Source organism: Marinicauda salina (genome assembly GCF_003122085.1).
Taxonomy (GTDB): domain Bacteria; phylum Pseudomonadota; class Alphaproteobacteria; order Caulobacterales; family Maricaulaceae; genus Maricicauda_A; species Maricicauda_A salina.
In genome coordinates this window covers 704,152-725,896 of the sequence record NZ_QEXV01000003.1, presented here as the reverse complement: position 1 = coordinate 725,896, position 21,745 = coordinate 704,152, and the positions used below count along the sequence as shown (strand labels likewise).

The 21,745-nt window shown below is 71.4% G+C and carries 17 protein-coding genes; 13 read left to right on the top strand and 4 right to left on the bottom strand.

Annotation, left to right across the window (positions count from 1 at the left end; genetic code table 11):
• The 3 genes from DDZ18_RS09055 to DDZ18_RS09045 all read right to left on the bottom strand — a co-directional run bounded on the left by DDZ18_RS09055 (position 1) and on the right by DDZ18_RS09045 (position 2,811).
• Positions 1 to 1,059 carry an efflux RND transporter periplasmic adaptor subunit gene (locus DDZ18_RS09055; protein WP_109253022.1) on the bottom strand — a complete coding sequence of 353 codons (1,059 nt, stop codon included), beginning with the start codon at positions 1,057 to 1,059 and terminating at the stop codon, positions 1 to 3.
• A gap of 79 nt (positions 1,060 to 1,138) precedes the next feature.
• Positions 1,139 to 2,143, bottom strand: coding sequence for a sensor histidine kinase (locus tag DDZ18_RS09050; RefSeq protein ID WP_109253021.1), 1,005 nt, complete (start codon positions 2,141 to 2,143; stop codon positions 1,139 to 1,141).
• Positions 2,140 to 2,811 (bottom strand): response regulator transcription factor, encoded by a 672-nt coding sequence (locus DDZ18_RS09045; protein ID WP_109253020.1) that lies wholly within the window; start codon positions 2,809 to 2,811, stop codon positions 2,140 to 2,142. Before DDZ18_RS09045 ends, DDZ18_RS09050 begins: the two co-directional genes overlap by 4 nt.
• A 258-nt stretch (positions 2,812 to 3,069) precedes the next feature.
• Here DDZ18_RS09045 and DDZ18_RS09040 point away from each other — a divergent pair, with 258 nt between their 5' ends.
• Together DDZ18_RS09040 and DDZ18_RS09035 are read left to right on the top strand one after the other, a co-directional pair.
• Positions 3,070 to 4,419 carry an MFS transporter gene (locus DDZ18_RS09040; RefSeq protein ID WP_146190644.1) on the top strand — a complete coding sequence of 450 codons (1,350 nt, stop codon included), beginning with the start codon at positions 3,070 to 3,072 and terminating at the stop codon, positions 4,417 to 4,419.
• Between the two features lie 8 nt (positions 4,420 to 4,427).
• Entirely contained in the window at positions 4,428 to 5,936 is a 1,509-nt protein-coding gene (locus DDZ18_RS09035) for a leucyl aminopeptidase family protein (protein WP_109253018.1), read from the top strand.
• Here the strand turns inward: DDZ18_RS09035 and DDZ18_RS09030 are convergent.
• Positions 5,933 to 6,625: a TetR/AcrR family transcriptional regulator gene (locus DDZ18_RS09030; RefSeq protein ID WP_269845068.1), complete on the bottom strand. Its 693-nt coding sequence runs from the start codon at positions 6,623 to 6,625 to the stop codon at positions 5,933 to 5,935. The genes DDZ18_RS09035 and DDZ18_RS09030 overlap by 4 nt on opposite strands.
• 209 nt (positions 6,626 to 6,834) lie before the next feature.
• Between DDZ18_RS09030 and DDZ18_RS09025 the strand changes: the two genes are divergently transcribed.
• The 11 genes from DDZ18_RS09025 to DDZ18_RS08975 all read left to right on the top strand — a co-directional run bounded on the left by DDZ18_RS09025 (position 6,835) and on the right by DDZ18_RS08975 (position 21,740).
• Positions 6,835 to 9,075: a TonB-dependent receptor gene (locus DDZ18_RS09025; RefSeq protein WP_158272112.1), complete on the top strand. Its 2,241-nt coding sequence runs from the start codon at positions 6,835 to 6,837 to the stop codon at positions 9,073 to 9,075.
• A gap of 13 nt (positions 9,076 to 9,088) precedes the next feature.
• Entirely contained in the window at positions 9,089 to 10,294 is a 1,206-nt protein-coding gene (locus DDZ18_RS09020; RefSeq protein WP_109253015.1) for a diaminopropionate ammonia-lyase, read from the top strand.
• Entirely contained in the window at positions 10,291 to 11,304 is a 1,014-nt protein-coding gene (locus tag DDZ18_RS09015; protein WP_109253014.1) for a dipeptidase, read from the top strand. Before DDZ18_RS09020 ends, DDZ18_RS09015 begins: the two co-directional genes overlap by 4 nt.
• A complete protein-coding gene (locus DDZ18_RS09010; RefSeq protein WP_146190642.1) occupies positions 11,301 to 12,746 on the top strand; it encodes an amidase in 1,446 nt (481 codons plus the stop codon). The genes DDZ18_RS09015 and DDZ18_RS09010 overlap by 4 nt, the downstream gene beginning before the upstream one ends.
• Positions 12,743 to 13,468, top strand: a complete 726-nt coding sequence (locus DDZ18_RS09005) for a CPBP family intramembrane glutamic endopeptidase (RefSeq protein ID WP_109253012.1) — start codon at positions 12,743 to 12,745, stop codon at positions 13,466 to 13,468. Before DDZ18_RS09010 ends, DDZ18_RS09005 begins: the two co-directional genes overlap by 4 nt.
• Positions 13,465 to 14,676, top strand: a complete 1,212-nt coding sequence (locus DDZ18_RS09000) for a serine hydrolase domain-containing protein (protein ID WP_109253011.1) — start codon at positions 13,465 to 13,467, stop codon at positions 14,674 to 14,676. The genes DDZ18_RS09005 and DDZ18_RS09000 overlap by 4 nt, the downstream gene beginning before the upstream one ends.
• Positions 14,677 to 14,687: 11 nt before the next feature.
• The gene (locus tag DDZ18_RS08995) at positions 14,688 to 16,028 is read left to right on the top strand and encodes a serine hydrolase domain-containing protein (RefSeq protein WP_109253010.1); all 1,341 of its coding nucleotides are present in this window, start codon (positions 14,688 to 14,690) and stop codon (positions 16,026 to 16,028) included.
• Positions 16,029 to 16,124: 96 nt separating this feature from the next.
• Positions 16,125 to 16,466, top strand: a complete 342-nt coding sequence (locus DDZ18_RS08990) for a DUF3088 domain-containing protein (RefSeq protein ID WP_109253009.1) — start codon at positions 16,125 to 16,127, stop codon at positions 16,464 to 16,466.
• Between the two features lie 158 nt (positions 16,467 to 16,624).
• Positions 16,625 to 18,697 (top strand): 3-hydroxyacyl-CoA dehydrogenase NAD-binding domain-containing protein, encoded by a 2,073-nt coding sequence (locus DDZ18_RS08985; protein WP_109253008.1) that lies wholly within the window; start codon positions 16,625 to 16,627, stop codon positions 18,695 to 18,697.
• On the top strand, positions 18,694 to 20,982 hold the full coding sequence (locus DDZ18_RS08980; protein WP_109253007.1) for a bifunctional salicylyl-CoA 5-hydroxylase/oxidoreductase: 2,289 nt from the start codon (positions 18,694 to 18,696) through the stop codon (positions 20,980 to 20,982). The genes DDZ18_RS08985 and DDZ18_RS08980 overlap by 4 nt, the downstream gene beginning before the upstream one ends.
• Positions 20,979 to 21,740, top strand: coding sequence for an SDR family NAD(P)-dependent oxidoreductase (locus tag DDZ18_RS08975; RefSeq protein ID WP_109253006.1), 762 nt, complete (start codon positions 20,979 to 20,981; stop codon positions 21,738 to 21,740). Before DDZ18_RS08980 ends, DDZ18_RS08975 begins: the two co-directional genes overlap by 4 nt.
• Positions 21,741 to 21,745 lie beyond the last annotated feature (5 nt).

Genomic DNA, 21,745 nt, shown 5'->3' with positions numbered 1-21,745 from the left:
TCAGCCCGTCTCGACCATGTTCTTCAGCGCCGCCAGGCCGGAAACGGCGACGCGGTCGCCCGGCGAAAGCGCGCCGTCGAGAAGAACCGTGTCGCGCGAGCGCGCCATGACCGTCACCGGCGTGGGCGCGAAGCCGTCCCCGCGCTCGACGAAGACCGTGTCGTTATCCCCGATCCGGATCACCGCCGCGGCCGGCGCGGCGACCGAGCCTTCCGGCGCCTCGGCGTCGAAGACCAGGTCGATCAGAAGCCCCAGGCGCCACGGGCCGCCCTCGGGCAATCGGACCATGACTTCCAGCGAGCGCGACATGGCGTCGATCTCGGGATCGATCGAGACGATCTCGCCGGGCTCGGCCCATCCGCCGATGCGCGCGGACGCGCCGGGGAGGAGAATATCGGCGGCCCGCGCAGGGGCCTGGGCGCGCGCCCAGAAACGCTCGCCGGTGAAGATCGAGGCGACCGGCCCGGCGGCGTCGACCGCGCCGCCGGACTGGACGTGGACATGGGCGACGACGCCCGCGGCCGGCGCGACGATGCGGTATCGCCCCGGCCCGTCATCCGGGCGCACCGTGTCGAGGCGCGCCTGCATGGCCCCAAGTGCGAGTTCGGCCGCGCGGGCGTCGTGGCGGGCTTCTTGAACGTCCTGGTCCGCCATGAGGCCCTCGGCGCGCAGACGCGCGGCCCGTTCGGCCAGGTGACCGGCGTGTTCTGCGGTCAGGCGGCGCGTCTCCAGCTCGGCGCGCGCGTCGGCGAAATCAGGGCTGTAGATGACGGCGAGCGGATCGCCGGCCTCGACGGGCGCGCCGGGCATGACCAGCGGCTCGACCAGCACGCCGGCGAAGGGGCTCGCCGCGCTCTGTAACCGGCCCGGCGGGGCGATCACCGTCGCCGAGGCCTCGGCGCCTGCGAAGCGCTCGCCGGCCTCGGTCGTCTCGATCTCGACGCCGAGCGCGGCGCGCGCCGCGGGCGAGACCGGGATGGTCGATTGCGCCGCCGCGCCGGCGGCGGAGAGCAGCCAGAGCAGCAGCAGGATCGCGTGTGGCGGCGGAAAGGATGGCATGTCCGTCGATCAGTCTCGTCGACGCCTCGGCTCGGCGCCGCAGGGACAATGGCCGGGCTTGCTGACGCGACGCTGACGATCAGGATCGCGCCGGCGGCAGCTCCAGCCTCAGACCCGCCCGCTCCGGCATGCAGGTCTGGAGTTCTCCGCCATGGGCCTCGGCGATGCGGTCGGCGATGGACAGGCCCAGCCCCGCTTCGCCGCCCGCGGCCCGGTCGGCCCTGACGCCGCGCGCCTTGAAATGCTTGAGCGCCTCCGGGTCGAGGCCCTCGCCCTGGTCCAGCACACAGAGGCGGGGTCCCGGGCCGGCGATCAGGACGACCTCGCCGCCCTCCGGCGTTGCGCGCAGCGCGTTGACCGCGAGGGTCCGCGCCGCCGAGGCGAGCGCCTCCTCGAGGCCGCAGACGGGAACCGCGCCGCGGTCCTCGAACGCGATCGAGCGGTTGTCGCGGATCGCGGCGGGCGCCAGTTCGGCCGCCAATCGCTTCGCCAGCGCGACAAGATCGACCGTTTGACGCGGGTCGCTCGCGTTCGGCGCGTTGCTGCGCGCCAGAAGGAGGAGCTGGTCGACCATCTCTGACAGCGCATCGACCTCGCCGCGCAGGCGCGCAGCGTCCGCGGCGGGCAGCTTGTCCAGCTCGAGCGCCAGGATCGCCAGCGGTGTCTTCAGCTCGTGAGCGGCGTCGGCGGCGAAGGTTTCCTGCCGGCGGGCATGGTCGGCGAGGCGGGCGTTCAGGGCGTTCAGAGCCTCCGCGAACGGGCGGATCTCGGCGGGCAGGTCGTCGGAGCGGACCTGGTGGCTTTCGCCGCGCTCTGCGGCGGCGCGCGCTTCCCGCGCCGCCTCGCGAAGCCGTCGCGCCGTCGAGCCGACGACGATGGCCGCGCCGGCGCCGAAGAACGCGGCGAAGACGGCCAGAGGGATCACGACGTGATAGCCGATCTCGCGCAGGGTCGCGCCCAGCGGCGGGCGCGTGCTTCCGAAGAATCCGTACTGGAGGGCGACGATCACCGTAAGGACCGCGCCGCCCGCCGCGCCGGCGATCGCGAGCCCGATCAGGAGCCAGCCGCGGATCGACCGGGTCACGGCCGCGGCTCGCCGAGATAATAGCCGACGCCGCGCACGGCATGGAGCATGTCGCCGGCGCCGGCCTCCGTCAGCCGTCGGCGGAGACGCGAGGCCACGGCCTCGACCGCGTTCGGCGTGACCGCTTCCTCGGCGCCGTAGAGCGCGCCCTCGATCGTCTCGCGCGGCGTCACCGCGCCCGCGCGTCGCATCAGAAGCTCGAGCAAGTCCGTCTCGCGACGCCCGAGCCGCATCGGCGCGCCCGACAGGCGCACCTCGCGCGTCGCCGGATCGAGACTGACCGGGCCAGTGGTGAGCACGGTCGGGCCGCGCCGCCCGGGTCGGCGCAGCATTGCGCGCAGGCGCGCGGCGATCTCGTCGATAGCGGCCGGCTTGACGAGATAATCGTCCGCGCCCGCGTCGAGGCCGTCGACCCGCTCGGACAGCGTGTGACGCGCGGTCAGGATGAGCACGGGCGCGCGGTCGGCGGGCAGCGCGCGCAGCCACTCCAGGCCGTCGCCGTCGGGCAGGCCGAGATCGAGCACGACGGCGTCGTAGTCGGTCACGGCGACATGGTCGTCGGCTGCCGCCAGACCGGCTGCGCCGTCCACGCCGAAGCCGCGCCGCTCGAGCCCTTCGGCGATCAGCTCGGCCATCCGTCGATTGTCCTCGATCAACAGGATTCGCATCGGGGTCCCTGTCAGCGTTCAAGCCCGCGCCGCGCGCAGCATATTGCCTCCGCGCGCTGACGTCAGGCTGACGGGCGCCGGAGAAGTCCGCGTAGCTGTTCGCTACGTCGCAAGGGCGCGAGGGCGCCAAGAAATTCTTGGCGCGGCGGTGACGACTCCAAAGCGCGCCGCGGCCTCGGCCGCGCGCGGCTGCTTGCTCCGCCCGCAAAAATCAAATAGCGTTTGAAAAGATTGGACGACGGAAGGACCGCCGCGCTCGTGACATCCGCCGAGAGATCACCCGGCCTGCCGACGCTGCTGGCCTATAGCGGCCCGGCCGTTCCGCTCGCCATGGTGCTGCTGCCGCTGATGGCCTACCTGCCGCCCTTCTACGCCCGCGAGGTCGGGCTCGGCCTGAGCGGGATCGGCGTCGTCTTCCTCGTCGCGCGGACCTGGGACGCGATCTCCGACCCGGTGCTGGGCGCGCTCTCCGACCGGACGCGGCATCGCTGGGGGCGGCGCAAGCCGTGGATCGCCGCCGGCGCGCCGCTGCTGATGGTCTCGCTCTACTTCCTCTGCGTTCCCCCCGGCGAGGTGGGTCTGGGCTATCTCTTCGTCTGGATCCTGCTGACCTATCTCGCCTGGACGATGGTCCAGATCCCGTACCTGTCCTGGGGCGCGGAGCTGTCGCGGGACTACGCGGCCCGCACGCGCATCACCGGGTTCCGCGAGGTGGGCAGCATCATCGGCATCCTCGCCGCCTCCACATTGCCGCTCGCCTTTCTCGGCGCCGGGACGGACGATCTCGGCGCCGTTTTGCGCGTGCTCGCCCTCGCCCTGGTCGCGCTCATTCCCGTCACGGTCATCGTCGCGCTCGCGGTCGCGCCGTCGGCCTCGCTGGAAGGCGCGCCGCCGCGCGGCTGGGTGCGGCTGGTGCGCGCGGCGGGCTCCAACACGCCGCTGATGCGCGTGCTGGGCTCGGTGCTGGTCTACCGGACGGCGTGGTCGATGTTCGACGCCGCCTTCGTGTTCTTCGTCGGCGACTTCCTCGGCTTTCCGCTAAGCTTCCTCATCCTCATCGTCGTCCAGTACGTCTCCTCGATCGCGGCCGCGCCGCTCGTGGTGCGGCTGGCCAACCGGTTCGGCAAGCACGTCGTCCTGGCCGGCGCGCTCGCCGGCGGCGCGGTCTTCCTTCTCTACGCGGCGTTTTTCATGCCGCGCGGCGAGCTGTGGCCGATCCTGCTCGTCTGGCCGGTTCTCGGCGTGCTCAACGCGCCGCTGTGGCTGCTGCCGACCGCGATCGTCGCCGACACGATCGATTACGGCGTGTTCCGCAGCGGCGACGAGTCGTCGGGCCTCTACATGGCCGGCTTCAACCTCGCCCAGAAGCTCGCCTTGGCGCTCGGCGTCGGGCTGGCGCTGCCGCTGCTCGATCTCAGCGGGTTCGACCCCGCCGGCGACAACGGCGCGAGCGCGGCCGCCGGCCTGCAGATGGTCGCCGCCGTGCTGCCGGCGGCGCTGCTGATGATCGCGATCATTCCGCTCTGGCGCTTTCCGCTCACCCGGGCGCGCCACGATCTCCTGCGGCGCTGGCTCGCGCGCAGCGCCCGCATCGAATCCAGCGTTTGAGGTTCCTCATGACGGCGTCCTTCTCCCGTTTCTCCGAGCCGGCCGGCCGCGCGCTCGTCGTCGCCCTCGAGGCGCCCGACGCGCCGGAGCATCTGCCGGACGCCGTGCGCGGGCCGCTGGCGCGGGCGCTCGCCGTGGAGGCCGAGTGCGGCCGCTTCGACGCGCGCAAGGGCGAGCATGTCTCCGTCGTGCTGCCCGAGGGCGGCCCCTGGCGGCGCGTGATCGCGGCGGGCGTGCGCGGCCTGGAGACGGAAGCGCCCGTGCTGCGCGCGGAGATGACCGGCGGGCTGTGCGCGGCGGCCGCCGCAGCGGCGGGCGAATCCGCCGTCGACGTCCATGCGCCGCGACCGGACGGCGCCGAGCCGCCCGAGGCCGGCTGGGCGGCTCATGTCGGGCTGGGCGCGCGGCTGCGGAGCTATCGCTTCGACAGGTGGCGGACGGGCGCCAAGCCGGGCGGGCCGGCGCGCGTCGAGACGGTCAACGTTCTCACCGAAGCCGCCGGGGAGGCGGCCGCGGCTTTCCCGCGCCTGGAGGCGCTCTGCGAGGCGACCGCGCTCGCCCGCGATCTCACCAACGAACCGGCCAACGCGCTCAATCCCGACACCTTCGCCGATCATCTCGGCCTGCTCGACGCGCTGGGAGTCGAGATGACGACGATCGACGCCGACGCGCTCGCCGATCGCGGTCTCGACGCCATCCTCGCCGTCGGGCGCGCCAGTCCGCACAGGCCGCGCCTGCTGGTCATGCGCTGGCGGGGCCGGACCCAGGCGCGTCCCGATCTCGCGGTGGTGGGCAAGGGGATCACCTACGACACCGGCGGGCTGTGCCTGAAGCCGGTCGAGCAGATGAAGACGATGAAGACCGACATGGCCGGCGCGGCGGCGGTGTGCGGGCTGATGGCGGCGGCGGCCGGCGCAGGCCTCGAGACCGATCTCGTCGGCGTCGCCGCCATCGCCGACAACGCGCTTGGCGGCGCGGCCTACCGGCCCGGCGACGTCATCCGCACCGCCGCCGGACCGACGATCGAGATCACCAACACCGACGCCGAGGGCCGCCTGGCGCTGCTCGACGCGCTGTGGTGGGTGCGTGGCGAGCTCGACCCGAAGGAGATATTCTCCATCGGCACGCTGGGCGGATCGGGCCTGTTCGGACTGGGGCTCAGGCACGCGCCGGTCTACAGCGAGGACGGCGATCTCGAGGCGCGGCTCGTCGCGGCCGGCGCGGCCGCCGGCGAGCCGCTGTGGCCGCTGCCGTCCTACGAGGAAATGGACGACACGCTCGAGGACAGCGCGATCGCCGATTTCACCCAGTGCCCCGACTTCTTCGTCCACGGCGCCGACAGCGCCTATGTCCATCGCTTGCTCCGGCGCTATGTCGATGGCGCGCCCTACGCCCATATCGAGATGTGCCGGCTCGACTCCGCGATCGCCGACCGGCCGACCTGCCCGAAGGGCGCGACCGGCTACGGCGTGCGGCTGTTCTTCGAATACCTGACCGGGCCGGGCGCGCCCGCCTAGGACGGCGGCAGCAGCAGCGCCCGGGCGACCGACATCCACCCGGAGAGAAAACGCTCCCGGTCGGCCGCGCTGCACAGCCCGCCCGTATTATCCTCCAGCGCCGCGCCGCCCGTGAGCAGCGGCAGCGCCGAGGCGCACAGCACCTCCACCCGCCAGGCCACGTCCTCGGCGCGGAGATGACGCACCGCGCGCGTCATGGTGAGCCGGAAGCGCCGCGTGTACTCGATATAGGGCCGGGGCCACTCGGTCATGCGGCCCTCCTGAAGGGCCCCGGAGATCTGCGCCTCCAGGTCGAGGATCTGGGCGCCCTCCGCGCCGCCGGCGAAGTAGCGGTCCAGCATCGGCTCGATCCAGGACCGGAGCAGTGCGTCGACGTCCCATTCCCCGCCATTCTCCATCGCCTCGGTCTCGAGGCGTTCGAGCCGGGCCAGGCGTTCTTCCAGGACCGGCCGGAAAATGCGGTCGAGCACGGCCTCGTAGAGGCCTTCCTTCGATCCGAAGTGGTAGTTGATCGCTGCGATGTTGGCGTCGGCGCTCTCGGTGATCTCGCGCAGCGAGGTCTCGGCGAAGCCGTGCCGCGCGAACATTTCAACCGCCGTTTTAAGCAATCGCTCGCGCGTGGAGGCGCCCGCCCGATTGGATTCGCGGCGGGGGCGCTTCTTCGATCGCTGGGCGCCTATGTCATTCATGTGCTTTTGCATGGCCAAGCATGAGGATTCCTTATCGCGCGCATCGGGGGGCGCGAGCAAGCGATTTTCCGCGGGCGACGTCCCGCATGAGAATTATGAATTCAAAAAGCGCTTGAAAAGATGAATAACCCTCTTTAGCGTCCGGGATAGGTCAGAAGGCCGCCGAAGCGGCTCGATCGGGGAGGAACACGATGTCGGCCAGGAAATTCATGCTTCGCAGCCTACCGCTCGCCATCGCAGCGGCCGCGACGTCCGGCGCGCCGGCGGGCGCCCAGGACGAGGCCGCCGCGTCGGCCGGCGAGGTGATCGTGGTGACCGCGACCAAGCGGGAGACCACGCTGCAGGACGCGCCCGTCTCTGTCTCGGTGTTCGGCGAGGCCTATCTCGAGCAGAACAACATCCAGGAGTTCTCCGGCTTCGCCGACTCGGTTCCGAACGTGTCCGCCCCTGACGGGCTCAACGGCGCGGGCAGCGCGATCACGATCCGCGGCGTGACCAGCCAGTCGCGTCAGCTCGCGACCGCCGAACCCGCCGCCGGCGCCTATCTCGACGGCGTCTATGTCGGCCCGCGCGGGTTTCTCGACTACACCGTCTTCGATCTCGAACGCATCGAGGTCCTGCGCGGTCCGCAGGGCACGCTGTGGGGGCGCAACACCGCGGCCGGCGCGGTCATCTACACCTCGCGGGCGCCGACCGAGCACTTCGAGGGCTACGCCCGCGCCGAAGTCGGAAACTACAATCTGCGCGCCCTGCGCGGCGCCGTTTCCGGGCCGATCGTCGAGGACGCGCTCTTGTTCCGGCTCGCGGGCGTGCACTACGAGCGCGACGGCTACACGGACAATCTCGCCGGCGGGACGCTGGGGACCGAGGACCAGCAGGCCGTGCGCGGCCAGCTCGAATGGCGGCCCGGGCCGGACGTCTCGGTGCGCCTGATCGGCCAGTACCTGTCGTCCGACAGCATCGACAAGGCCCCGACCTGGTACGCGCTTCCGGGCCAGACCGCCGCGCCGGAGCTGTCGATCGGAAACGTCTACGGATCGCGGACCGCGCAAACCAACGTCACGCCGCGAGAAAACGCGGAGCTCTACTCGGCTACCGCGCTCGTCGACTGGAGCGTCGGCGGGTTCGAGTTCGCCTCGGTGACCGGCTGGCAGTCGACCGACAGCTACGGCGTCACCGACGACGAGGGCTCGGCCTTCGACCTCGCCGAGTTCCATTTCGGCAGCGAGGGCGATCCGGACAATATCGAGCGTTTCAGCCAGGAGCTGCGCGTGACGACGCCGCTGCTCATGGATCGCGTCGACGTCACCGCGGGGCTCTACTATTTCCGCGAGGATCAGGACGCCGAGAGCTATATCCGCGTGGGCGAGTACGTGGTCGACACGTTCGGCCTCGCCCTGCCGTTCGGCGCCCGCGCCCTGCGCGAACGCGACCGCGTCGCCGCGTCGACGGAGTCCGTCGCCTTCTTCGGCGAGGCCAATGTCTATCTCTCGGACGCGCTCACGCTGATCGCGGGCTGGCGCGTCACCGACGAAACCAAGGAGTTCGCGTTCTCGACCGGCGCGCAGTTCCTCGACGGCGACGACGCCATCCTGCTCGACATCCCCTTCGGTCCCTTCACCGATCTGGACACGTTCGAAGACACCGTCTTCACCGGCAAGCTCGGCCTCGAGTATGACGTCAATGACGACGTGATGGTCTATGCGACGGTCTCGGAGGGCTACAAGAGCGGCGGATTCAATCGCTCCTTCCCGCAGGCGCCCGACGCGCTGGACGCCTTTTTCGATCCGGAGTCGGTGACCAATTACGAGGTCGGGCTGCGCGCGACGCTCGCCGGCGGCCGGGGCAGCCTGAACGTCACCGGCTTCTATCTCGATTACACCGACCTGCAGGTCGACACCCAGATCATCACCTCGGGCGGCCAGCTCCTGAACCAGACCGCCAACGCCGCCGAAGCCGAAAGCTACGGCGTGGAGCTCGAGGCGGCCTGGCGGCCCGCCGACCGGCTCGAATTGAACGCCGCGCTCGGCCTGCTGCACGCCGAATTCACCGATTTCGACCCGTCGGCGACCGCCGACTATTCGGGCAACGCGCTGCCCTTCGCGCCGGACTTCAACGCGTCGCTGCGCGGCCGCTACGAGCTCTATTCCGGCCCGGCCGGGCGCATCGCCGTCCAGGGCGAGTGGGTCCACCAGACGTCCTATTTCGCCGGTCCGGAGAACGCGCCGGAGGGCGAGCAGGACGCCGCGAGCCTGCTGCACGCCCGCCTCGCCTACACCGATCCCGACGAGCGCTTCGAGCTGGGGCTCTGGGGCCGCAACCTCACCGACGAGGAGCTGATCGTCGATTTCAACGCGCAGACCCTCGTCAATCCGCTGTTCGCCGGAGCCACGCTCTACGGCTTCAACGCGCCGCGCACCTGGGGCGTCGATCTCAAGGTCAGCTTCTGAGGTCCGTGCGGGCATGGCGTTTCAGCTCAACAGGCATGCGGCGCGGGGTGCGGACTATCCGTCCGGCCTCGCGTCCATCCTGTCCGCAGCGGGGCGGGAGGAGGCGGAGGCCGTCCTAGGCGGCTTCGCCGATCACGCCGAGACGCCGCTCGTCGAGCTGCCGGGTCTCGCCGCCCGGCTCGGGATCGCCCGGCTGGCGGTGAAGGACGAGGGCGCCCGCTTCGGCCTCGGCGCCTTCAAGGCCGTCGGCGGGGCCTATGCGGTCTATCGCCATCTCGCGCGCACGCTCGGCGAGGACGCCGCGCGCCGTCGGCTCGATGAGGGCGGCGACCCTGCGGCGCGCGACGCGCCCGCGGTGTGCTGCGCCAGCGCCGGCAATCACGGTCTGGGCGTCGCTTTCGGCGCGCGGCGGCTCGGCTGCGGCTGCGTCGTCTTCGTCCACGCCGGCGTCACGCAGGCGCGCATAGCGCGCATCGAGGCGCTCGGCGCCCGGGTCGTCCAGACCGCGTTCGGCTATGACGCGACCGTCCGCCACGCCGGGGAGGTCGCGGCGGCCGAAGGCTGGACCGTCATCTCCGACACCGCCTGTCCCGGCTATGTCGACATCCCGTCGGACGTCATGCACGGCTACATGGCCGTCGCCGCCGAGGCCGAGCGCCAGTTCGGCGAGACGCCGCCGAGCCACGTCTTCCTGCAGTGCGGGGTCGGCGGCTTCGCCGCGGCCGCCTGCGCCCAGCACTGGATCCGCTACGGGACGACGCGCCCGACGACCGTGGCCGTCGAATCCGACCAGGCCGACAGCCTCCGCCTGAGCCTCGCCGCGGGCGAACGCGGCGCCAGCGGCAAGGGCGCGGCTTCGATCATGCTGGGGCTGGCCGCCGACGAGCTGTCGATCACGGCCTGGGAGATCCTCCGCGCCGGCGCGCATGGCGCGATCACGGTTTCCGACGCCGCCGCCCGCGACGCCATGCGCCGGCTCGCCGAACCCGAGCCGGGCGATCCCGCGATCGTCGCCGGCGAGGCGGGCGCGGCGGGGCTCGCCGGGCTGACGGAGGCGCTCGCCGACGATGGCGCGCGCGCTGCGCTCGAGCTCGGAGCCGACAGCCGGGTCCTCGTCTACGTCACCGAGGCCGCCCAGGACCCCGACAGCTATCGCGACATCGTCGGACGGACGCCGGAGGCCGTGCGTTCGCGGCGCATCGAGGGAGCATCCGCATGACCTTGCAGGAAACGACCAGCCGGTCGGACGCCGCCGCCGCGCTCGTCCGCGACAGCCTCGTCTGGGACATGGTGTTTCCCTACGAGCCTTCCGTCGGCAACGATCTCGACAAGCTCGCCGTCTGCCGGGAGGCGGGCTACTCATTCATCTCGCTCACCGTGGCCGGCGACAATCACGACTCCGGCGAGGCGGTCCGCCGCGTCGCCGCGGCGCGCCGCGCAGTGCGGGAGCGGGAAGGGTGCCGCCTCGTCGAACGCGTCGCCGATATCGACGCCGCCCGCGCGGCCGGCGAACTCGCCGTCGCGCTGCACTTCGAGGGGACGCGCTGTCTCGAGCGCGACCTCGACCTCGTCGAGGCCTTCTACGCCCTCGGCGTGCGCCACAACCTGCTCGCCTTCAATGTCGGCAACTCCGTCGCCGGCGGCTGCACGGAGGGCGATCGCGACCGGGGGCTGACCGCGTTCGGCCGCCGCGTCGTCGCCGAGATGGAGCGCGTCGGCATGCTCGTCGATCTCAGCCACACCGGCGGGGCGAGCGCGCTGGAGGCGCTGGAGATGGCGACCCGGCCGGCGATCTTCTCGCATTCCAACGCCGCGGCCGTCGCCGACAGCTTCCGCAACGTCACTGACGCCCATATCCGCGCCTGCGTGGAGACCGGCGGCGTGATCGGCATATCGGGCTCGAGCGTCTATCTGGGCGATCCCGAGTGCTCGACCGAGACGATCTTTCGCCACATCGACCATATCTGCCAGGTCGCGGGGAGCCCGGCCCATGTCGGGATCGGCTTCGACGTCGTCTTCGACGCGCAGGCGGTGAACGAATACGCCGAGAGCCGGCCCGACGAATGGCCGATGGTCCGCGAGCCGGGCTGGCGCGGCTTCCATTACGTCCGGCCCGGTCAGCTGCCCGAGATCGTCGAGCGGCTGCTGAAGGCCGGCTGGCGCGACGACGACGTCCGGGGCTTCCTCGGCGAGAATTTCCGCCGCGTCTGCGCGGAGGTGTGGGCGTGACGGACGCGATGCTCAGCGCGATCGGCTTCGCCGAGGCGATCCGGCGCCGGGAGATGAGCGCCGAGGAGGCGCTCGACCTGGTGCTGGCCCGCATTGCGGCGCGCGACGGGGCGGTGAACGCCTTCTGCCTGGTCGACGAGCCGCGCGCCCGGCGCCGCGCTCGCGAGATCGACGCCGAGCTGGCGGCCGGGGGCGATCCGGGCCCGCTGGCGGGCGCGCCCGTCGCGGTCAAGGATATCGAGGACTGCGCGGGCTGGCCCACGACCATGGGCAGCCTGTTCTTCAAGGACGCCGCGCCGGCGACGCGCGATCATCCCCATGTCGCGCGCCTCAAGGCCGCCGGCGCCGTTCCGGTCGGCAAGCTCAACACCGCCGAATTCGGCTTCGCCGGCAATTGCGACAACCGGGTCTTCGGAACCACGCGCAATCCCTGGAATCTCGAGACGACGCCGGGCGGCAGCAGCGGCGGTTCGGCGGCGGCGCTGGCGGCGGGCATGATCCCGCTGGTCACCGGCTCCGACGGCGGCGGCTCGATCCGCGCCCCGGCCGCCTTCACCGGCGTCGTCGGGCTCAAGGGCAGTCACGGCCGCACGCCGACCGCCGACGGCCAGCCGGTCAACACCTTCTACGGCGTCCTGACGACGACGGTCGCCGACACGGCGCGCTGCCTCGACGTCATGGCCGGGCCGCACCATCGCGACCGGATGAGCCTGCCGGCGCCGGACGTGGTCTACGAAGAAGAGATCGAACGCCTCGACGTGGCGGGGATGAGCGCGGCCTGGACGACGGGCTACGGCTTCGCGCCGGTCGACCCCGATGTCGAGCGCGTCGCCCGGGCCGCCGCGGACAAGCTCATCGCCGCGGCGAAGCTCGCCTTCGTCGAGGCGGCGCTGGAGATTCCCAACGTCTTCGACGCCGTGGGCTCGGTCTACACGGTCAAGCTGGAGCGCATGCTCCGCGCCGAAGGCTTCCTGCCGGAGCGCGCCGACGCGCTGTCCGCCGAGGTGCGGCGCAATTTCGAGGCGTTCCGGCCGGGCGGCGAAATCGAGTTCTATTTCGCCGAGAAGCGGATCGCCGAGGCCGTCGCGATCGCGGGACGATTCTTCGACGAGGTCGACGTCCTGCTCTCGCCGTGCACGGCCACCACCGCCTTCGCCGCGGAGGGGCCGGCGCCGACCGTCGTCGACGGCCGCGACGCCGGCCGGACGATGGACGCGCCGCTGACGCCGCTGGCCAATTTCAGCTGGCACCCGTCGATCTCCGTGCCGGCCGGTCTGACCCCGGACGGCATGCCGGTCGGGCTGATGATCACCGGGCCGCGCCATCGCGACGAGATCGTGCTGCGGCTCGCGCGCATCTTCGAGCAGATCGCGCCCTGGCCCCGCTTCGCGCCGGGCTATGATGATGCGGCGCGCCCGCGCGCCGCGAAGGAGGAAGCATGACCAGCGAAACGAACGAAACCGCGCCCGCGGCCCCGGAGAACCCCTGGACCGCGACGCGCCTGATCTCGATCGCCCTGGTGTTCGGCGGCGTCACCGGGCTGGGCTACTACGTCCACCGAACCGTCGACGACATGACCGATTTCACCCGGCCGGAGACCTGGCTCGCCGTCGTGGTGATCGCCGTTCCGCTGGCGATCGCGCACGTCTCGATGCGGCTCATGGGGCGGCGCTGGAGCGATTACGGCCTGAAGGCGACGCCGATCTGGCGCGCCGTCGGCCTCGGCGTGGCGATCGCCGCGGGCATGCTGGCCTTGATGAGCTACGTGCTGGCGCCGCTGGTGATGCAGTACGCGCCGAACCCGCCCGACGTTTCGCATCTGCTCGGGCTGCGCGGCGATCTGCCCCGCTATCTCGTGATGCTCGTCGTGGTCTGGATCACGGCGGCGTTCGGCGAGGAGCTCATCTTCCGCGGCTTCCTGCTCAACGAGGTCGCCGAGCTGTTCGGCCGCGGCGTGTTCGGATGGATCGCCGCGGTCGTCGCGATCGCCGTCGCCTTCGCCCTGGGTCACGCCTATCAGGGCCTCGCCGGCGTCCTGTTCTCGGGTTCCTTCGGGCTCGTGATCGGCCTGGTCTACCTGGCGACGGGGCGCAATCTCTGGACGCTCATCCTCGCGCACGGCCTGATCGACACCTACAGCTTCACGCGGATCTTCCTGGCATGACCGGCCTCCTCCATCTCTTCGCGGCAGGCCTCGCCGCGCTCGTCTTCGGCGGCGTCGCGTCGGCGCAGCAGGCGGATCTCGCCGCGCTGGAGGACGCGCTCCGCGATACCCTGGCCGAAGCCCGCGCGGAGTTCGACTTCCCCGGCGCGACGGCCGCCGTCGTCCTGCCCGGAGGGGATGTCGTCTCGGTCGCCGTCGGCGAAGCCGATCCCGCCAACGGGGTCGCCATGCGCCCGGACCACCGCCTCCTAGGCGGCTCGATCGGCAAGACGCTGGTGGCCGCCGCGGCGATCGATCTCGTCCATGACGGTCTGCTTGCGCTCGACGCGCCCCTGGCCGACGTGCTCGGCGGGGCGGACTGGTACGACGCCCTGCCCAACGCCGATGCGATCACGCTGCGCCATGCGCTGGTCCACGAGACCGGCATCCCGATGGACTATTTCGAGACCGAGCCGATCCGCGAGGCGATCCGGCGCAGTGTCGACGGCCCGGATCTTTCCGAGCAGGGCGTCGGCCATGTCGACCTGCTCCGCCCGCTCGGCGGGCTGGAGCCGGCCTTTCCCGCCGGCGAGGGCTGGCGCTACAGCGACGCGAACTACGCGCTCATCGCGCTCGCCGCCGAGGCCGTGACCGGCGAGCCGATCGAGGCGATCGTGCGGACGCGCCTGCTCGAACCGCTGGGGCTGGACCGCATCGCGCCGCAGCGCCGCGAGCTCGAGGGGCTGGCGGTTCCGCATCTTCGCGAGCCGCGCTTCCGCGCGATGTTCCCCGGCGTGCCGGAGACGGCCGGCGAACTCGGCCGGCTGGCCTACGATCCGCAGCTCGAATGGGGCGGCGGCGGCTGGGCGTTCGACGCCGCCTCGCTGGCGCGCTGGGGCGACGCCTGGTTCGGCGGGTCGGCGCTCGGCGAGCCCTATGAGGCGCTGTTCGAGACCGCGCTGAGCGCGCACGTCCCCGAGGATGCCGGCTACGGATATGGTCCCGGCCTGCAGGTCCGCGACGATCCCGCGCTCGGCCGCCTGCGCTTTCACGGCGGCTACATGCTCGGCTATATCGCCAAGGTCGAGCATGTCGCGTCGCGCGATCTCACGGTGGCGGTGATGATCAACGAGATCGAGCTCGGCTACGAGGCCATCCACGCCCGCTTGCGCGACGCCGCGCTCGACGCGCTCGGGGAGGGCGCTCCGGCCGCGCCCGCGACGCCGTGAAAGGAAACGCCATGCCGATACGCGCCTTCGTCTCCCTGATCTGCCTCGTCGCCTGGGCTCCGGGCGCGGCGGCCGCCGACGCCGACGCGCTCGCCGAACGCTTCGAGGAGACGATGCAGGCCCACGCCGAGACCGGGCGCTTCTCCGGCGCGGCGCTGCTGGCGCGCGACGGCGAGATCGTCGCCGAGGGCGCCTGGGGCTGCTTCGACGCCGATTGTTCGCGGCCCAACGCCGTCGACACGCCGTTCAATATCGGCTCGATCGGCAAGATGTTCACGCAGGCGCTGGCGCTCGCGCGCGTCGAGTCCGGCGTCTGGTCGCTCGACGATACGATCGCCGACATCTGGCCCGGCAGCGGGCTCGAGCACGCCGAGGCGATCACCATCCGCCAGCTGCTCCAGCACGCCTCGGGCCTCGGGAACTATTTCGCCCATCCCGACTACTCGCTTGAACAGCGCAGCATGGACGACTTCATCGCGCTGGCGCGCACCGAGGAGCGCCTGTTCGCGCCCGGCGAGGATTTCTACTATTCGAACACGGCCTTCTGGGTGCTCGGCCGGCTGCTAGAGATCACCGATCCCGAGGGGCGCGGCTGGCGTGCGCAGATCGAGCAGGATGTCTTCGCCCGGGCCGGCATGGACGGCGTGCGGCTCTTCCAGCCCGACGAGGATCATCCCGACCGCCCCGCGGCCTTTCACCGGAACGCCGCCGGCGGGATGGATGTCGTCGCCGACGACCCGCGCCCCGGGCCGGACGGCGGGGCCTTCGCAACGGTCCATGATCTCCTGGCCTATCACCGCGGCGTGGAGTCCGGCCTCTGGTACGGGCCGGCGCTGCGCGCGGAGAGCATGCGGCCCGGGCCCGCCTTCAACGGCCTGCCGGCGCGCGTCGGCCTTGTCTGGGAGATCTGGGAGGACCGGGGCGTGACCTATGTCACGAAGGGCGGAACGCTCCTGGGCTCGGGCGGCGAATATGTCCGCTTCAACCAGGACGGCCATGACTATGTCCTGATCCTGCTCGCCAACCAGTCCAACGCGCCGCTCATCATCTTCCGCGACGTCGCCGCCTGGATCCTCGACCTGCCCGGCGCGTCCCTGCCGGGGCCGATCCCGAGCGAGGCGCTGTTCGCCGCCCTCGATCGCGGCGAACCTGCGCTCGGCGATCTCGCCGCCTGGGGCGCGCGCGAAGGCGTCGAGCGCCCGGAGGAAGCCGCCTCGCGGCTGGGCCGGCATTTCGCGCGGACCGGCGAAACCCACCGCGCCGCGGCGATCCTCGCCGCGCTCGAGCGCGACTATCCCGAGGCGGACGCGACTGGCCGCCTGGCGGAATTGCTGGCGTCGACGGAGGAGTGACGGCGGACGCGGCCGCGTCGCGAGGATGCGCGACTCGCCGGAAGGCGCTAGGAGGGCCGAAGTCGCCCCGACCGCCCGCCTCCCGACGGAGCCTTCATGGACACGCTGTTCCTCCTCCGGCCCGGATTCGCCGATCCGGCCTATCCCGGCAAGACCTTCTATTGCTGGCACTGCGCGCTGGTGGAAGGCGTGCTCGCCTCGCGCCCCGAGGCGGCGGCGCGGCTCGACGTGCGGCGCATCGCCTGGCCGCGGCCACGCCGCGAGGTCGTCGAGCTCATCGGCGAGGCCCGCCAGTCGCTGCCGGTTCTGGTGCTGGCGCCCGGCCGGCGCTCGGAGCATGCGACCGGCGAGGCCGGCGGCCGCGTCTTCATCGACGACATCGACGCGCTGCTGCGCGCGCTGACCGCGCGCTACGGCTTCGCCGAACCGCATCCGTGAGACACAGGCGCGCGCGTCGCCGTCGCCTCTTCCGTCCCGCCCGGTCGATCGGTCTATAGTGCGCGGCGACCGTCGCGCGACTCGCCGGCCCTTCAGCGGAGGCGGCGGCCGCGGGCGGCGCGAGACCCGACCGCCCGGCCGATGAAAGACCGTTTCCCATGACCGATGTCGTTTCGACCGAACGCCGCGACGGCGTGCTCGTCGTCACCGCCGACAATCCGCCCGTCAATGCGCTGTCCCACGCCGTGAGGGCGGGGCTGGCCGCGGCCCTGGAGGAGGTCGGCGACGCGGACGCCGTGGTGCTCGCCTGCGCGGGGCGGACCTTCTTCGCCGGCGCCGATATCCGCGAGTTCGGCAAGCCGCCCCAGGCGCCCAGCCTGCCCGAGGTGATCGCCGCGCTGGAGGCCTGCCCGGTCCCGGTCGTCGCGGCGATCCACGGCGGCGCGCTCGGCGGCGGGCTGGAGACGGCGCTGGGCTGCGACTACCGCGTCGCGGCGAGCAAGGCCCGGGTCGGCTTTCCCGAGATCGAGCTCGGCATCTTTCCCGGCGCCGGCGGCACGCAACGCGCTCCGCGCCTGATCGGCGTCGACGCCGCGCTCGGCATGATCCTCAACGGCAAGCCGGTCGCCGCGCCGAAGGCGAAGGAGCTGGGTCTGATCGACGACGTCGCGTCCGGCGATCTGCTCGAGGCCGCGATCGCGTTCGCCAAGGCCCGTCCCGACAAGCGCCGCATCCGCGACCTGCCCGCGCCGAAGCCCGATCCCGAGGCCGTCGAGCGTCACCGCAAGCAGGCCGCCAAGAAGCGCCGCGGCCAGATCGCGCCGGACAAGGCGATCGAGGCGGTCGAGGCGTCGACCGACCTCGCTCTCGACGCCGGGCTCGAACGCGAGCGCGACCTGTTCGCCGAACTCGTCGCCGGACCGCAGGCGCGCGCCATGCGCCATCTCTTCTTCGCCGAGCGCCAGGCCGCGAAAGTCGACGGGCTGGAGGCCAAGCCGCGCACGATCGGGCTCGTCGGCGTCGTCGGCGCGGGCACGATGGGCGGGGGCATCGCCATGGCCTTCGCCGATGCGGGCTTTCCCGTGCGCATCCTCGACGCCGACGCTGACGCGCTGAAGGCCGGGCTTTCCCGCATCGAGTCCCAGTACCAGGCGGCCGCGAAGAAGGGCCGGATCTCCGAAGCCGAAGCGCTCGACCGCACCGACCGCATCCAGCCCGCCGAAGGCTATGACGGCTTCGCCGACTGCGATCTCGTGATCGAGGCCGTGTTCGAATCCATGGAGGTGAAGAAGACCGTCTTCGCCGAACTCGATCGCGCCTGCCGGGCCGACGCCGTGCTGGCGACCAACACCTCCTATCTCGACGTCGACGCGATCGCCGCCTCGACGCGCGACCCGGCCCGCGTTCTCGGCATGCACTTCTTCTCGCCGGCCAACATCATGCGGCTTCTCGAGATCGTGCGCGGGGCGAAGACCGCCGACGACGCGCTGGCGACCGCGCTCGACGTCTCGAAGCGCATTCGCAAGATCGGCGTCGTCGCCGGCGTGTGTCCCGGTTTCATCGGCAACCGCATGCTCAAGGGCTACGCCCGCGAGGCCGGCCTGTGCATGATCGAGGGCGCCGCGCCGGAGGCCGTCGACGCGGCGCTCTACGAGTTCGGCATGCCGATGGGTCCGTTCGCCATGGGCGACATGGCCGGTCTCGACATCGGCTACGCCAACCGCAAGCCGCTCACGCCGGGCGTCGATTACGAGCCGCTGGCGACCGCCGTCCACGATCGCCTCGTCGAGTCCGGCCGCAAGGGGCAGAAGACCGGGGCGGGCTTCTACCGCTACGAGGACGGCTCGCGCACGCCGGTCCGGGATCCGGAAACGACCGCGCTGGCGGAGAACGTGGCCCGCGAGAACGGGATCGAGCGCCGCGACGTCTCCGCCGAGGAGATCGTCGAGCGCTGCATCCTCGCGCTCGTCAACGAGGGCGCGAACGTGCTCGCCGAGGGGATCGCCCAGCGCGCCTCCGACATCGACGTGGTCTGGGCCAATGGCTACGGCTTTCCGCGCTGGCGCGGCGGGCCGATGCTCTACGGCGACGAGCTGGGGCTCGGCCACGTGCTCGAACGCGTCTGCGCCCACGCCGCCGGCCCGTTCGGAAAGTGGTGGACGCCCGCCCCGCTGATCGAGGAACTCGCCGCGTCCGGCGGACGGCTGACCGACTGGAGGTCCGGCTCATGAAGATCGCCTGCATCGGCGGCGGCCCGGCCGGGCTTTATTTCGCGATCTCGATGAAGCTGCGCGATCCCGCCTGCGAGGTCGACGTCTACGAGCGCAACCGCGCCGGCGATACGTTCGGCTGGGGCGTGGTGTTCTCCGACCAGACGATGGAGAACCTCGCCGCCAACGATCCCGAGAGCGCGCGGTCGATTTCCGACAGCCTCGCCCACTGGGACGATATCGAGGTCCATTTCCGCGGAACCGCCGAGCGCTCGAGCGGGCACGGATTCTGCGGCATCGGGCGCAAGCGGCTTCTGAACATCCTGCAGGATCGAGCGCGCGAAGTCGGCGTCGGGCTGCATTTCGAGTACGAGGCCGAGCCCGATCCGGCGCAGTTCGCCGACGCCGACGTGGTCATCGCCGCCGACGGCATCAACTCGAAGATCCGCGAGCGCTACGCCGAGACCTTCAAGCCCGACATCGACCTCAGGGCCAACAAGTTCGTCTGGCTGGGCACGAAGAAGGTCTTCGACGCCTTCACCTTCATCTTCGTCGAGACCGAGCACGGCTGGGTCTGGGCCCACGCCTACCGGTTCGACGACGATCTCTCGACCTTCATCGTGGAGTGCTCGGAGGAGACCTGGCGCGGGCTCGGCTTTGAGGCGATGGACCAGGACGAGACCTGCCGGGCGTGCGAAGCGCTGTTCGGCCAGTGGCTCGACGGAAACGCGTTGATGAGCAATGCGCGGCACCTGCGCGGCTCGGCCTGGCTCAATTTCCGCCGCGTGCTGTGCGAGACCTGGATCCACGACAACGTCATCCTTCTCGGCGACGCCGCCCACACCGCGCATTTCTCGATCGGCTCGGGCACCAAGCTCGCCTTCGAGGACGCGATCCGGCTCGCCGACGTGCTCACCGCCACCGACAAGCCTGTCCGCGAGGGGCTCCACGACTACCAGGAGGAGCGCAAGCTGGAGGTGCTCCGGCTGCAGAGCGCGGCGCGCAACTCCACCGAATGGTTCGAAAATCTCGACCGCTACACGCGCTTCGAGCCGATCCAGTTCGCGTATTCGCTGCTCACCCGTTCGCAGCGCATCAGCCACGAGAATCTGCGCGAGCGCGACGCCGACTGGCTCGGCCGGCTCGAAGGCTGGTTCGCGCGCACGGCCGGGGCGAACGATGCGCGCCCGCCCATGTTCGCGCCGTTCGAACTGCGCGGGATGAGGCTCGAGAACCGCGTCGTGGTCTCGCCGATGTGCATGTACTCGGCGACGGACGGCACGCCCAACGACTTTCACTTCGTCCATTACGGCGCGCGCGCCATGGGCGGGGCGGGGCTCGTCTATACCGAGATGACGGACGTCAGCGCGGAGGGCCGCATCTCGCCGGGCTGCACCGGGCTCTACAACGACGAGCATGTCGCGGCCTGGACGCGGATCGTCGATTACGTTCACGCATGGTCGGGCGCGAAGATGGCGATCCAGCTCGGCCACGCCGGGCGGAAGGCCTCGACCAAGCTGTCATGGGAAGGCCACGAGGCGCCGCTGGAGGAGGGCGGCTGGGAGATCATGGGCCCGTCGGCCATTCCCTGGTCGCCGGCCAATCCCGTCCCCCGCGAAATGACGCGCGCCGACATGGACGCCGTCCGTGACGACCACGTCGCCGCGACCGAGCGCGCGCTTCGGTGCGGCTTCGACATGGTCGAGCTGCACTGCGCCCACGGCTATCTCCTGTCGAGCTTCATCACGGCGGTCTCCAACCATCGCACCGACGAATACGGCGGCTCGCTGGAGAACCGGCTGCGCTTCCCGCTCGAGGTGTTCCGCGCCATGCGCGCGGCTTGGCCCGAGGACAAGCCGATGTCGGTGCGCCTGTCGGCGACCGACTGGGTCGGCGATGCGGGCGTGACGCCCGACGAGACGGTGCGCATCGCCGAGGCCTTCGTCGCCGCCGGCGCGGACCTGATCGACGTCTCGGCGGGTCAGACGACGCCCGAGGCGCGGCCGGTCTACGGGCGCATGTTCCAGACTCCGTTCTCCGACCAGGTGCGCAATACGCTGGGCTGCGCGACGATGGCGGTGGGCAACATCTACGAGATCGACCACGTCAACTCGATCCTGGCCGCCGGCCGCGCCGATCTCGTCGCGCTGGCGCGGCCCCATCTCGCCGATCCGCACTGGACGATGCGCGCCGCGGCGACGCTCGAACATGACGCCGCCGCCGGGCCCATCCAGTATCGCGCCGGCTACGAGCAGCTGGCGCGCAATCTGAAACGCGCCGCCGAAATGCAGGAGTTCAAGGCATGACAGGACCCCAGGACGCGACCGCGGTCATCACCGGCGGCGGAACGGGCATCGGGCTCGCGATCGCGCGCCGGCTCGCCGCGATGGGCGCGAAGCCCGTCCTGATGGGCCGGGATCTCGAGCGGCTGGAAGCCGCCGCCGCGGACATCCCGAACGCCCGGGCGGTGCGTTGCGACGTGACCGATCCGGACTCGGTGGAGACCGCCTTCGCCGCGGCGCGGTCCGAGGGGCCGGTGACTATCCTGGTCAACAACGCCGGCATCGCCTCGTCGAGCCCGTTCCACAAGATGGACGAGGACGAGTGGATGCGCGTCCAGGACGTCAATGTCGCCGGCGTGTTCCGTTGCACGCGCGCCGTCGCCGAGGACCTGATGGCCGCCGAGTATGCGCGCGTCATCAATATCGCGAGCACGGCCGGCCTGCGCGGCGGGGCGTATATCGCCCATTACTGCGCGTCGAAGCACGGCCTCATCGGCATGACGCGCGCGCTGGCGGCCGAATGGGCGCGCCGGGGCGTGACGGTCAACGCGATCTGTCCCGGCTATGTCCGCACCGAGATGGCCGAGACGGCGATCACGACGATCATGGAGAAGACCGGCCGCGACCGGGACGCGGCGATCGCCGAGCTCGCCAAGACCAATCCGCAGGGCCGGCTGATCGAGCCCGAGGAGGTCGCCGAGGCGGCGGCCTGGCTGTGCGCGCCGGAATCCCGATCGGTCAACGGACAGGCGATCGCCGTCGACGGCGGCGCGACGGGCTAGGGGGA